This is a genomic window from Streptomyces sp. SID486 (genome assembly GCF_009865385.1).
Lineage (GTDB): Bacteria > Actinomycetota > Actinomycetes > Streptomycetales > Streptomycetaceae > Streptomyces.
Genome location: NZ_WWJT01000139.1, coordinates 1 through 12,183, shown reverse-complemented (window position 1 = coordinate 12,183; position 12,183 = coordinate 1). Strand labels below are relative to the sequence as shown.

The 12,183-nt window shown below is 72.8% G+C and carries 12 protein-coding genes and 1 pseudogene; 9 read left to right on the top strand and 4 right to left on the bottom strand.

All coding sequences use genetic code 11. The features are described 5' to 3' along the window. The 7 genes and pseudogenes from GT045_RS06830 to GT045_RS06800 all read left to right on the top strand — a co-directional run. Positions 1 to 345, top strand: a pseudogene (locus tag GT045_RS06830) (ATP-dependent helicase); the annotation flags it as partial. Between the two features lie 240 nt (positions 346 to 585). After that, positions 586 to 873, top strand: coding sequence for an SCO5918 family protein (locus GT045_RS06825; protein ID WP_161293227.1), 288 nt, complete (start codon positions 586 to 588; stop codon positions 871 to 873). A gap of 52 nt (positions 874 to 925) precedes the next feature. Beyond that, the gene (locus GT045_RS06820) at positions 926 to 1,339 is read left to right on the top strand and encodes a hypothetical protein (protein WP_161333609.1); all 414 of its coding nucleotides are present in this window, start codon (positions 926 to 928) and stop codon (positions 1,337 to 1,339) included. Positions 1,340 to 1,544: 205 nt separating this feature from the next. Then, positions 1,545 to 2,012 (top strand): DUF5994 family protein, encoded by a 468-nt coding sequence (locus tag GT045_RS06815; RefSeq protein ID WP_237538390.1) that lies wholly within the window; start codon positions 1,545 to 1,547, stop codon positions 2,010 to 2,012. A 256-nt stretch (positions 2,013 to 2,268) separates the two neighbouring features. Beyond that, a complete protein-coding gene (locus GT045_RS06810; RefSeq protein ID WP_161333608.1) occupies positions 2,269 to 2,811 on the top strand; it encodes a DUF1707 and DUF2154 domain-containing protein in 543 nt (180 codons plus the stop codon). A gap of 275 nt (positions 2,812 to 3,086) precedes the next feature. Further along, a complete protein-coding gene (locus tag GT045_RS06805) occupies positions 3,087 to 3,308 on the top strand; it encodes a hypothetical protein (RefSeq protein WP_031110278.1) in 222 nt (73 codons plus the stop codon). Between the two features lie 447 nt (positions 3,309 to 3,755). After that, entirely contained in the window at positions 3,756 to 4,829 is a 1,074-nt protein-coding gene (locus tag GT045_RS06800; protein ID WP_161333607.1) for an acyl-CoA desaturase, read from the top strand. A gap of 80 nt (positions 4,830 to 4,909) precedes the next feature. Here GT045_RS06800 and msrA read toward each other — a convergent pair whose 3' ends face one another. Beyond that, positions 4,910 to 5,431, bottom strand: a complete 522-nt coding sequence (gene msrA / locus GT045_RS06795; protein ID WP_161287786.1) for a peptide-methionine (S)-S-oxide reductase MsrA — start codon at positions 5,429 to 5,431, stop codon at positions 4,910 to 4,912. Between the two features lie 349 nt (positions 5,432 to 5,780). On the opposite strand from msrA, the gene GT045_RS06790 reads away from it, so the two are divergent. Beyond that, the gene (locus GT045_RS06790; protein WP_202527378.1) at positions 5,781 to 7,796 is read left to right on the top strand and encodes a discoidin domain-containing protein; all 2,016 of its coding nucleotides are present in this window, start codon (positions 5,781 to 5,783) and stop codon (positions 7,794 to 7,796) included. Between the two features lie 209 nt (positions 7,797 to 8,005). Here GT045_RS06790 and GT045_RS06785 read toward each other — a convergent pair whose 3' ends face one another. Next, on the bottom strand, positions 8,006 to 8,875 hold the full coding sequence (locus GT045_RS06785) for an alpha/beta hydrolase (protein WP_161333606.1): 870 nt from the start codon (positions 8,873 to 8,875) through the stop codon (positions 8,006 to 8,008). A gap of 429 nt (positions 8,876 to 9,304) precedes the next feature. Here GT045_RS06785 and GT045_RS06780 point away from each other — a divergent pair, with 429 nt between their 5' ends. Beyond that, the gene (locus tag GT045_RS06780; RefSeq protein ID WP_161333605.1) at positions 9,305 to 10,798 is read left to right on the top strand and encodes a carboxylesterase family protein; all 1,494 of its coding nucleotides are present in this window, start codon (positions 9,305 to 9,307) and stop codon (positions 10,796 to 10,798) included. Between the two features lie 85 nt (positions 10,799 to 10,883). Here GT045_RS06780 and GT045_RS06775 read toward each other — a convergent pair whose 3' ends face one another. Both GT045_RS06775 and GT045_RS06770 read right to left on the bottom strand, forming a co-directional pair. Further along, positions 10,884 to 11,645 carry a DeoR/GlpR family DNA-binding transcription regulator gene (locus GT045_RS06775; protein ID WP_161333604.1) on the bottom strand — a complete coding sequence of 254 codons (762 nt, stop codon included), beginning with the start codon at positions 11,643 to 11,645 and terminating at the stop codon, positions 10,884 to 10,886. A gap of 110 nt (positions 11,646 to 11,755) precedes the next feature. Continuing rightward, positions 11,756 to 12,183 (bottom strand): hypothetical protein (locus GT045_RS06770; RefSeq protein WP_161333603.1); only part of this gene is annotated, 428 nt, incomplete at its 5' end.

Sequence of the window (12,183 nt, the reverse complement as noted above, 5' to 3'; positions counted from 1 at the left end):
CACCGCGGCGGCCGTACCGCCCGCGCCGGCGAGTCGGGCACCGTCGTCACCCTCGTCCTGCCGCACCAGCGGCGCGCCATGGACCGTCTCATGACCGACGCCGGCATCACCCCGAGCACCGCCCGGGTCCGTCCGGGCGACACCGAACTGCAGCGCATCACCGGCGCCCGCACCCCCTCCGGCGTGCCCGTCACGATCCCCGCACCGGCCGCCGAGCGAGGCGAGGGCTCGGGGTCGGGGTCGGGGTCGGCCGGCCGCGGTCGCAGGGGACGGGCCGGTGCACGCGGTGGTAACGGGCGGCCCGCCGCCCGTACCCGTCGCACCGCCCCGAAGAACAACCCGTAACCCGGGCGCCGGGCTCCCGGCCGGGCGCGTCCCCACCCAGGACGCGCCCCACCGGCCGCCGAGCCCGGCCATACCCCGGCCGCCGCGCCCCAGCGCCTTCCCCAGCGCCTTCCCCGGCGCCCGGCTGATCCGCTCCCCGCTCACGCTCCCCGACCCGCTGACCGACCGCTGACCGCCCGCGGACCGCCGTGGCGCGGTCGACCCCTCCGGTGTTTCTCCCCCGACCCTGTGGAGGCATCCATGCGCTGTGTCATCGCCCGATTCCCCTTCGACCTGACCAAGACCGAGGTCGAACAGTCGATGACCGGCATCACGCCGGAACCCGTCACCGGACTGGCCGTGACCATCGGCCGCCGTGTCTACCCCGTGATGCAGGTCGGAGAAGTGGTCACCCGGCAGAACCGCCGCGACTTCACCACGGCCGAGATGCGCAGGGCGCTGACCCGGCTCGGCTTCACCTGCCACGACGCAGCCCCGGTCACGCCGGCCTGGGACACCCCGGCCGAGCAGGGTGCCGAGGGCTGGTGACCTGTCGCCCCCTGCCCGCCGGCACGCTCCCGCTGGGCTAGGCTCCTCAGACATGTCGCACCCTGACGAACTGCTCGTCGGTATCGCCGAGATGGTGGAGTCCCAGCACAGCAGCCGCATGTCCCTGACCGTCGTGGTCCCGGGGGCCGTGATCACCGGCCGGCTGGCCCCGGAAGCCCTGTGGAAGGAGCGGGTGGCCGAAGTCCTGCGGGACTCCGAACACCTGCGGCGTTTCGCCGCCGCCTTCGCCCCGCCCCGGGACGACGGCGACCCGCCTCCTCAGGGTGGCGGGTCCGCGCACGGCGGCGGGTCCGCGCGCGGTGGCCGGCCCACGCACCTCCACTTCCACGTCGCCCGGATCCTGCAGGGCAGCTTCGGCATCCCCGACACCGGTGGCATGTACCGCGTCGCGTTGGAGGACGTGAGCGCCTGGACCGTCGGGGACATCGGCTACACGGACCAGTGAGCCCGGCGGCCCCGGCCGTACGTCCGCGGCCTCTCATGCGGTCGTACGGCTCGTTCCGGCCACTGTGGCCCCGATCCGGCCCGGGGTGACGACCGCGGACGTACGCTTGTTCCACCGAGAGCATCTCGCGCAACGCGTCCACGGCGGTGCCGTTCCCGGAGAACGACGGAATCGGACGGCCGGGCGCCGTCCGGGACGGGATCGTATGAGGGACGTCACCGGAACGTCGGCAGACGGCGTCTTCCCGGGCGGGGCACGCACGTACCGGATGCCCGTGCCCCGGCTGGCACTCACCGCGGGTGTCGGCCACGGTCCGCTGGACGGGGCCTGGTGGCCGCGCTGCGACCTGCTGGAACTCGAACTGCCCGCGCTGGTGGGCTCGCTGGGCCTCGGCAGTGTCACCCGGGTCACCGTGGACACCGTCGCCTGGCCCGACGTGCCACGCACGGTCTCCACGCCGGGCCACCCGATCGAGGTGGCCCTGTCGGACGTCGACACCGAAGCGCACGCGATCGCCCTGGAGTACGGCACGGCGGGCCACCGGACGCTGCTGGTCATCCCTCCGGACCAGTCGGTCGCCGCCGCGACCTGGCTGCTGACCACGGCCGCGGACCCGGAGAACACCCTCACGGCCACCCACATGCTGGCACTCGCGGAGGCGGGTTTCGCATGAGGGACCCGCTCCCCGGGACGGGGCTCCGGGACACCGGGGCCGCCCGACCGGCGAGCGGCCCCTGCCGGCCCCTGGGCACCGTGCCACTCGCCGCAGGAGAGCTGCCCACCTCGCCGCAGGAGGGCTGCCCACTCGGCGCCTGAGGGCTGCTCACTCGGCGCAGGTGGGCTGCCGAGCGGTCGGCCGGTCCGCCGTACGTCGTGTCCGCCGCCGGAACGGCTCCTTCACGTCACCACGGCGGCGCTAGGGTGAACGGGTGACCTCTCCGCCGGAAGACCAGCCGTCACTCATCGGTGAGCACGATCGCGACGCGGCCGTGCGGCGCGTGCAGGAGGCGTACGCCGAAGGGCACATCTCGCACCAGGAGATGGACGAACGCCTCCACCGGGTGCTCACCGCCGGCACGCACGCCGAGCTGGCACCGGCACTGGCCTCGCTGCCGGCGGAGAGCGCGGACACCACGTCCACGATCGCCGCGGCGGGCGGTCGGATCAAGCGGCGCGGCGCCTGGCGGGTGCCGCGGAGGCTCAAGGTCGAGTCCGCGTTCGGACGCGTCCACCTGGATCTGTCCGAGGCGGTCATCGAGCATCCGGTCATCGACATCGAGCTGCAACTCGGCACCGGCCGGGCCAGGATCACGGTTCCACGGGACGCGGTCGTCGATCTCACCGGTCTGCACACCGGGTGGAAGGACACGCGCTACGACACCCCGCGGCGCTCCGGCCCCGGCGGGCCCAGGATCCGGATCTCCGGGGTGATGGGGTACGGACGCCTGAGGGTGCGCCACGCGCGGCGTTGAGACCCGTCCGGCGCAAGGACCACCCGTCGTGGTGCGCCGGCCGGTGCCGGGCCGGAGCCGACGGGCCGGGTTCGGCTGCCCGCACCGGCCGCCAACCGGCGCGTCTGGAGCGTTCTCACGCCCCTGACCTGGGGAAATACTCCCGCGGGAGGAGTGCGCCCGAGGGGCCGGCGATGCCCGCCGGGGACCGCGGCTCCGATCACGGAGGTGTTGCGGTCAGGATCTGTGCCCACGACCACAGCGAAAGGGCCGTACGTAGGCGCATACTGATGACAATGACTAAGCCTGCTGCACCTAAGCGTCATCTGCCTACCAGCCCCTTCAAGGCCCCGGTCGCGCCCGCTCCCAAGCATTTCGCCGTGGGCGACCAGGTCACGCACGACATGTACGGCCTCGGCCGCGTGATCGGCATCGAGGACGGCATCGCGGCACTCGTGGACTTCGGCTCCGCGCAAATGCGGATCCTGAGCCCGTACGCCAAGATGACCAAGCTGTAGGACCGCTGTGCCCGGTCACGGCACACCAGGGCCCCCAGGGGACCTGTCACGAAAGAGAGACCTCTCATCGATCTGACATCGCTGTTCTCCGCTCCGGAAGGGCAACCCCGTTCCTCCACGGCGGCATCGCCGCCGCCGGCGACGAATCCCTTCCAGACCCCGGACTTCGGGGAGGACGAGACCTTGCCGGGCGAGGACGCACAGGCACCCGCCTCAAACCCGCGTGCGGGACGCTCCGAGGCGGCCTAGCGCCGGCCGACCCGGCCCTTCCCCGTATGGCGGCCGTGCGGGGAGGATTCGGTGACCCGCTCCCGGGTCGCCGGCCGGGGGCCGAGGCCGTGGATGTGTCCGGGGGGGTAACCCCCCGGACGGCGGTGGGGCGCGCCTTCGCTCATACGGTGGCTGCCCGGCTTCTTCGGGCGGACGGACGTCCCCAGACTTCTCGGTATGACGACATCCCCCGACGCCTCCGTTGCCACCCGCCCCTGCGCCGTCGACCCGAACGCATCGCGCCCCGGTGGCGGCAGTGACTTCGCCGTACTGTCCCGGCGGATGACCGAGGCCGGACTGCTGAAGCGGCGCCCCGGCTACTACACGGTCCGGCTCGGTCTCGTGGCCGGGCTGTTCGCCGCCGGCTGGGGGGCCTTCGCCGTACTCGGCGACACCTGGTGGCAACTGGCCGTGGCCGCCTTCCTGGCGCTGGTGTTCGGACAGGTCGCCCTGGTGGCGCACGATCTCGCCCACGGGCAGGTCTTCCGGCGCCGCCGGCACAGCGAGATCGGCGGCCGGCTGTTCGGGAACCTCGGTGTCGGCATGAGCTACGGGTGGTGGATGAACAAGCACACCCGCCATCACGCCCACCCCAACCACGAGGAACTCGACCCCGATGTCGCGCCGGACATCCTGGTGTGGTCCGCCGACCAGGCCCGTGCGAGCAAGGGTGTGGCCCGGATCATCGGCGGTCACCAGGCGCTGCTGTTCTTTCCGCTGCTGACCCTGGAAGGGTTCAATCTGCACGTCGCGAGTCTGCGGGCGCTGCGGTCACCGGCCATGAAGAAGCGGTTCCTGGAGGGAGTTCTCCTCCTCCTGCACATCGCCGCTGTCGTGTCCGCCGTGTTCCTGGTGCTGTCGCCGGGCAAGGCGGTGGCGTTCCTCGCCGTCAACCAGTGCTTGTTCGGTGTCTACCTGGGCTGCACCTTCGCCCCCAACCACAAGGGCATGCCGACGCTCACCGGTGAGCAGCGCCTCGACTTCCTGCGGCGGCAGGTGCTGACGTCGCGCAACGTGCGAGGCGGCCGGCTCACGGACGTCATGCTGGGCGGCCTCAACTACCAGATCGAGCACCACCTGTTCCCGAGCATGCCCACGGTCCATCTGCGCCGGGCCCGGGTGATCGTGCGGCGGTACTGCGCCGAGATCGGCGTGCCGTACCACGAGACCGGGCTCGTCCGGTCCTACCGCGAGGCGCTGACGCACCTGCACCGCGTGGGCGAGCCGATCAGGCAGCGGCGCAGGGGCTGATCAGCGCGACGGACGCGCCTCGGCGGCCCGCCGGTCACGGCCGGGCCGCCGAGGCGTGTGCGCCGCGGGTGTGCGGTGCCTCAGCTCGTCGGGGCGGAGGCCCGGCGCGGCAGCTTCCAGTCGGGCCGCGGGAAGTGGCAGGTGTAGCCGGCCGGGTAGCGTTCCAGGTAGTCCTGGTGCTCCGGCTCGGCCTCCCAGAAGTCGCCGACGGGCTCGACCTCGGTGACGACCTTCCCCGGCCACAGGCCGCTGGCCTCCACGTCCGCGATGGTGTCCAGGGCGACGCGGTGCTGTTCCTCGTCGGTGTAGTAGATGGCCGACCGGTAGCTGCGCCCGAGGTCGTTGCCCTGGCGGTCCTTCGTGGTCGGGTCGTGGATCTGGAAGAAGAACTCCAGGATGTCCCGGTAGCTCGTGGTCGCCGGATCGAAGAGGATCTCGATGGCCTCGGCGTGGTCGCCGTGGTCGCGGTACGTGGCGTTCGGTGTGTCACCGCCGCTGTAGCCGACGCGGGTGGACACCACGCCCGGCTGCTTGCGGATCAGGTCCTGCATTCCCCAGAAACACCCGCCGGCCAGCACGGCTCGCTCGGTGTGCGATGTCATCGGTCGCTCCTCACGTTCGAGCCGCTGTCGGGAGCGGTCGTGTGCGTACGGTTCTCACGTTCATCCAGCTTATTACTACCCGCGAGTAAGCATCGAGCGTGCCGCCCGGCCGCGAAGGAGGCCCTCCCGCGGCGGCACCCGCGGCCGCGGTCCGGGCTCGTGTCTTGACTCGGGAGGCGGCACTGGCGATCCTCGGGAACGACAGCTTGCATAGGACATGACAAAAAGGTGTGCGCGGGACTCCTCGGGCCGGACGTCCCGCCCGTCGGCCGCGCATCCCGCCGACCGAGGGACGTGGGCCGTGGCCTTGACCGCACGCCGGTACCGCAGACGCACAGCCGTCACCATCATGTCGCTGCTCCTCCTCGCCCTCTCCGTCGTCCTCGGCCCCGCCCCGAGTTCGGCGGCCGGAAGCGACTGGTGGATCCCGACGGCACGCCCCGCGCCGGACTCCCGGATAGACGTCACCGGCGAGCCGTTCACCGGCACCGACGCCGACGGCAAGGTGCGCGGGTTCGTCGACGCCCACGACCACCTCTTCGCCGACGAGGGCTTCGGCGGACGCCTCATCTGCGGCAGGACGTTCTCCGAGGCGGGCATCGCCGACGCGCTCAGGGACTGTCCCGAGCACTACCCCGACGGCTCGCTCGCCGTCTTCGACTTCATCACCAAGGGCGGTGACGGCAGGCACGACCCGGTCGGCTGGCCCACCTTCAAGGACTGGCCCGCCCACGACTCGCTGACCCATCAGCAGAACTACTACGCCTGGGTGGAGCGCGCCTGGCGCGGCGGCCAGCGGGTGCTCGTCAACGACCTCGTCACCAACGGTGTGATCTGCTCGGTGTACTTCTTCAAGGACCGCGGCTGCGACGAGATGACGTCCATCAGGCTCCAGGCGAAGCTGACGTACGACCTGCAGCGTTACGTCGACCGGATGTACGGCGGACCGGGCAGGGGCTGGTTCCGGGTCGTCACCGACAGCGCACAGGCCCGCGACGTGGTCGAGCAGGGCAAACTGGCCGTCATCCTGGGCGTGGAGACCTCCGAGCCCTTCGGCTGCAAGCAGATCCTGGACATCGCCCAGTGCGACAGGCACGACATCGACGCGGGACTGGACGAGTTGTACGCGCTGGGCGTGCGCAGCATGTTCCTGTGCCACAAGTTCGACAACGCCCTGTGCGGTGTCCGCTTCGACTCCGGCACCCTCGGAACCGCCATCGACGTCGGACAGTTCCTGTCCACCGGGACCTTCTGGAAGACGGAGAAGTGCGCGGGCCCGCAGCACGACAACCCCATCGGCTCGGCCGCGGCACCGGGGGCCGAGGCGAAACTGCCGGCGGGCGTGCGCGTCCCCTCGTACGCCGCCGACGCGCAGTGCAACGCGCGCGGCCTCACCGATCTCGGTGAGTACGCCGTGCGGGGCATGATGAAGCGCAAGATGATGCTGGAGATCGACCACATGAGCGTCAAGGCCGCCGGCCGTGCGCTGGACATCTTCGAGGCCGGTTCCTACCCCGGTGTGATCTCCTCGCACAGCTGGATGGACATGAACTGGACCGACCGGGTCTACGGCCTCGGCGGCTTCATCGCCCAGTACATGAACGGCTCCGAGGGGTTCGTGGCCGAGGCGAACCGCACCAAGGCGCTCCGGGACAAGTACGGCGTGGGCTACGGCTACGGCACGGACATGAACGGTGTCGGCGGCTGGCCGGGCCCCCGGGGAGCCGACGCCCCGGACAAGGTCATCTATCCCTTCCGCAGTGTCGACGGAGGCTCCGTCATCGACCGGCTGACCACCGGTGAGCGCACCTGGGACCTGAACACCGACGGAGCGGCGCACTACGGCCTGGTCCCGGACTGGATCGAGGACATCCGGAACGTCGGCGGACAGGGGGTGGTGAACGACCTCTTCCGCGGCGCCGAGTCCTACCTCGACACCTGGGGAGCGACCGAGCGGTACCAGGCCGGCGTCAATCTGGCCACGGGCGCCTCGGCCACGGCCAGTTCGACGGAGTGGAACCCCTTCACCAGCTACGCGCCCGGCCGCGCCGTGGACGGCAGCCGGGACACCCGCTGGGCCAGCGGGTGGAGCGACGACCAGTGGCTGTGCGTCGACCTGGGCTCCACCCACCGGGTCGGACGGGTCACGCTGGACTGGGAGCGCGCCTACGGGAAGTCCTACGGCGTCCAGCTCTCGACGGACGGTGTGAACTGGCGGACGGCCTGGGCGACCGGCGCCGGCGACGGCGGCCTCGAAACCGTCCGCTTCTCCGGCACACCCGCCCGCTACGTCCGCGTCTCCGGCACCGAGCGTGGCACCGAGTGGGGTTACTCGCTGCGCGAGGTCGGCGTGTACGGCGACTGACGGACGGCGGCCGGTCCTGGCGGCGCCCGAGCGGGTGGGGCGTCGCCGGGCGTCGGAGAGCGGGTGATCACGTCCCCGGGCGATCACTTCCCCGGGCGATCACATGCCCGGCGATCGCATCCCCGGCGATCACGTCCCCGGCCGGTCTTCGTCGCCGAGCCGGTCGGCGATGGTCTTGTCCCCGGCTCGTCGCGTCCCGTGCCGGTGGCTCAGCCGAGGGCGCGCCCGAGGAAGTCGCGGATGTGCCCGGTGATGGTCTCCAGGTGGCTTTCCAGGGCGAAGTGCCCCGAGTCGAGCAGGTGGGTCTCGGCGTCGGGGAGGTCCCGGCCGAACGCCTTGGCGCCCTCGGGGCCGAAGATCTCGTCGTTGGCCCCCCAGACCGCCAGCAGCGGGACCCGGGAGTCGCGGAAGTACCGGTGCACCCGCGGGTAGAGGTCCACGTTGGCCGTGTAGTCACGGAACAGCGCGAGCTGGATCACGTCGTTGCCGGGGCGGTCCAGCAGGGCCTGGTCGTGGACCCAGTTGTCCGGGCTGACCAGGCTGGGGTCGGGGACCCCGTTGACGTACTGCCAGCGGGTGCTCTCGGGGGTCAGGGCGGCGCGCACGGGGGCCTCGGTGTCCGGCCCCGGAGCCTCGGCGTAGGCGAAGACGCCGTCCCAGAAGGGCCTGACGAAGCCCTCCTCGTAGGCGTTGCCGTTCTGGGTGATGATCGCGGTGACGCGGTCCGGGGCCCGCAGGGCGAGCCGCCAGCCGATGGGGGCGCCGTAGTCCTGGACGTACATCGCGAACCGGTCGACTCCCAGGTGTTCCAGCAGGCCGGCGGTGACGTCGGTGAGGGCATCGAAGGTGTACGGGAACCGCCCCGGGGCGGGCATGGCGGACTGGCCGAACCCGATGTGGTCGGGGGCGATCACGTGGTAGCGGTCGGCGAGCGCCGGGATCAGCCGGCGGAACATGTGCGAGCTGGTCGGGAAGCCGTGGAGCAGCACGACGGCGGGTGACCGCGGGTCGCCCGCCTCCCGGTAGAAGACCTCCAGGCCGTCGACGGTCGCGGTGCGGTGATGGACTGCGGAATCCATGCCCTCTAACCCTTCTGGTGCTCTACAACGGTTACGCGTCCAGTCGAGCACGCCGGGTGTAACCTGTCAAGGTTGTTTTAGTGGTTAGATCCGCCGACCCGACGGCAGTCCACCGGCGTGCGGGCCGGTGCGGGTGGTGAGGGACGCCGGTGGCCGGACGCGGCCGCCGGCGCTCCTCCGGCAGCCGGGCGGACCGGTGGCGCACCGGCCCGGCACGCGTCACCACCCCGGCTTCTGCGCTACCGTGTCGACCGGTCGACCGGCTGGACCCGTTCCCAAGCAGCCGACCCGCAGACGCAGTTCGCGCTCCACGTGGTCGGCGCCGAGCACCGCGCGGCCCGACTCCGCACCCCCGACCGGCGTACCGGGAGCTCGTGCCCCGGCCCCGCGAAGGGGCCTCCCGGCCCACCCCGACGTGAAGGAGCGACCGTGCGACCGGTCCTCGCCACCCGCCACGGCTCCGTGCGCGGCATCCTCGGCTCCGACGGCATCGCCCGCTTCAAGAACATCCCCTACGCCGCCGCCCCGACCGGACCGCTGCGCTTCGCGCCGCCCCGGCCGCCGGCCGCCTGGGACGGCGTCCGTGACGCCGACGCCTACGGCCCCACCGCCCCCAAGACCGCCTACTCGGCGCCACTGGACCGCATCCTGCCCGAGGTCGACATCCCCGGCGAGGACATCCTCAACCTCAACGTCTGGACCCCCGACCCGGGCGGACGCCTGCCCGTCATGGTGTGGATGCACGGCGGCGCCTTCACCAACGGCTCCGGTGCCGTGCCCGGCTACGACGGCACAGCGTTCGCCCGTGACGGCGTCGTCCTGGTCAGCCTCAACTACCGGCTGGGCGCGGAGGGGTTCCTCCACGTCGGGGCCGACGACACCGCACCGGCCAACCTGGGCCTGCTGGACCAGGTCGCCGCGCTGGAATGGGTACGGGACAACATCGCCTCCTTCGGCGGTGATCCCGCACGTGTCACCGTCTTCGGACAGTCGGCCGGGGCCATGAGCGTCGGCGCGCTGCTCGCCATGCCCGCCGCCAAGGGGCTGTTCCACCGCGCCGTTCTGCAGAGCGGCGCGGCCCACCACGCCCTCTCCCCCGCCTCGGCCACCCTCGTCGCGGCCCGCATGGCCGCGCTCCTGGGCGTCCCGCCCACGCGTCCGGACCTCGCCGCCGTCCCCCTCCCGCGCCTGCTGGCCGCTCAGCACGAGCTGCGCGGCGAGATCTCCGCGCGCCCCGACCCGGCACTGTGGGGCGAGGCGGCGCTCAACATGATGCCTTTCGAACCGGTGGTCGACCGCGACTCCCTGCCCAGCCTGCCCATCGACGCGATCGCCGACGGGGCGGCGGCCGGCATCGACGTCCTCGTGGGCTGGACCCGCGACGAGTTCCGGCTGTTCACCGTGCCCTCCGGGCTGCACGGCCAGGTGACCGACGACCTCCTGGAGCGCGCCGCCGCGGCGTACGGCCTGCCCGCGCGGGGTGTCGCGGCCTACCGCGCGGCCCACCCCGGGGCGGCACCGGGCGACCTGTACGCCGAGATCGCCACCGACTGGTTCTACCGCCTGCCCGCCCTGCGCCTGGCCGAGGCCCAGACGCGGCACGGCGCGCGCGCCCACCTCTACGAGTTCGCCTGGTCCTCCCCCGCCTTCGGAGGTGCCCTGGGCGCCTGCCACGCCGTCGACGTCCCCTTCGTGTTCGACAACCTGGCCGACCCCGGCTTCGCCCCTCTGCTGGGCGGCGCACAGCCCCAGCACATCGCCGACAGCACGCACGCCGCGTGGGTGTCCTTCGCCACCACCGGCGACCCCGGCTGGCCCGCCCACCGCGAACCCGGCGGCACCGTCCACCGGTTCGGCGCGCCCCCGGACGACACCCACGCCCCGCTCGCCGACCTGCTGCCGCTGTGGGAGGGCGTCCGCTGACACCGGGCGGACCCGGCACGGGCGCGCGGCCGGGGGGGCGGACCGCGAGTGGGTCATACGCGGGGAACGGCGGACCGCGTGTGGGTCATACGCGCAGGACGCGGTACCCGGCGCGGGTGAACGACCGGGCCCGGGACGCGGGCAGGCCCGAGTCGGTGACGATCGCGTCGAACTCGCCGGGAGCGGCGAACCGGTGGAAACTCACCGCGCCGAACCCGGTGTGCGCCACGCACAGGACCTGGCGCCGCGACATCCTCATCACCCGCGCCTTGGTCCGGGCCACCCCCGGATCCTGGGTGGTCACCCCGTGCTCCAGGGAGATCCCGGCCGCGCTCAGATAGGCGAGGTCGACGACGAACCCGCTCAGCATCCGGTCCACCCAGGGCCCCGCCGTGGACCGGGTACTCCCCCGCACCTGTCCGCCGAGCAGCAACACGGTGACGTTCTCCCGTCCGCTCAGCCGCCGGGCCGCCCCCAGCGCCGGGGTCAGCACCGTCAGCGGCCGGCCGCCGGGCAGCGCCTCGGCGACCAGCTCCGCGGTGGACCCCTCGTCCACGAACACCGTCTCCGCGGGCCCGAGCAGCCCCGCGGCGGCGGCGGCGATCCGCCGCTTCTCCGGCACCAGCGCACGGGTCCGCGGGTCCGGTGACGTCTCGTGGGCCCGCGGCTGGAGCGGGTACGCACCACCGCGCGTACGGCGCAGCACACCGTGCGCCTCCAGGACCCGCAGGTCCCGCCGCACGGTCTCCGGCGACACCGCCAGTTCCTCGGCCAGGCCCCGCACGTCCACCGCCCCCTGGGCACGGGCCCGTTCCAGTATCAGCCGCTGCCGTTCGCCGCCCCGCACATCGCCTCCCCGCGCTCCCCCGCCCCGGCCGGACCCGCCCGCGCCGCACGCGGCCCGTGCCGAGATCACATCGCATCGCGGGCACCCCTCGCAGGGAGGCGACCGGTTCGTCAGGATCTCGTCACGGAAGACGGACGCGGGGTGCGCCGGCGCCGCCAGCGTAGCCACCCCGCCGTGGCGCAGGTGGCCGCCGCCACGGCCGACAGGACCAGGGCCAGCCCCAGCGGGTAGTCGAGCGGCAGCACCGACGGGTTCGCCGGGCGGCCCGGGCGCAGCAGGACCGGCGACGCCACCAGCGTGACCGTCCCCGCCGTGAGCAGCCCGGCCCGCCAGACCCCGCCCAGCCGGCCGCCGGCCGACAGCAGTCCCACGGCGAGCACGGCCGGCACCAGCACCCCGTCGTGCAACACCAACAGGCTCCCGCCCCACACGAGTACGTCGCCGACGGTGCCCGGGCGGGTCCCGGTGAGCAGGCGCACTGCGCCGACCGCGGCCAGGGCGGTACCCGCGGCGCCCAGCAGCAGCCGTGCCACCGTCA

What these genes read in the sequence shown, in the direction of transcription:
- GT045_RS06825 (WP_161293227.1), top strand. Translation starts at nt 586, where the DNA reads ATGCGCTGTGTCATCGCCCGATTCCCCTTCGACCTGACCAAGACCGAG.
- GT045_RS06820 (WP_161333609.1), top strand. Translation starts at nt 926, where the DNA reads ATGTCGCACCCTGACGAACTGCTCGTCGGTATCGCCGAGATGGTGGAG.
- GT045_RS06815 (WP_237538390.1), top strand. Translation starts at nt 1,545, where the DNA reads ATGAGGGACGTCACCGGAACGTCGGCAGACGGCGTCTTCCCGGGCGGG.
- GT045_RS06805 (WP_031110278.1), top strand. Translation starts at nt 3,087, where the DNA reads ATGACTAAGCCTGCTGCACCTAAGCGTCATCTGCCTACCAGCCCCTTC.
- GT045_RS06800 (WP_161333607.1), top strand. Translation starts at nt 3,756, where the DNA reads ATGACGACATCCCCCGACGCCTCCGTTGCCACCCGCCCCTGCGCCGTC.
- msrA (WP_161287786.1), bottom strand. Translation starts at nt 5,431, where the DNA reads ATGACATCGCACACCGAGCGAGCCGTGCTGGCCGGCGGGTGTTTCTGG.
- GT045_RS06790 (WP_202527378.1), top strand. Translation starts at nt 5,781, where the DNA reads ATGTCGCTGCTCCTCCTCGCCCTCTCCGTCGTCCTCGGCCCCGCCCCG.
- GT045_RS06785 (WP_161333606.1), bottom strand. Translation starts at nt 8,875, where the DNA reads ATGGATTCCGCAGTCCATCACCGCACCGCGACCGTCGACGGCCTGGAG.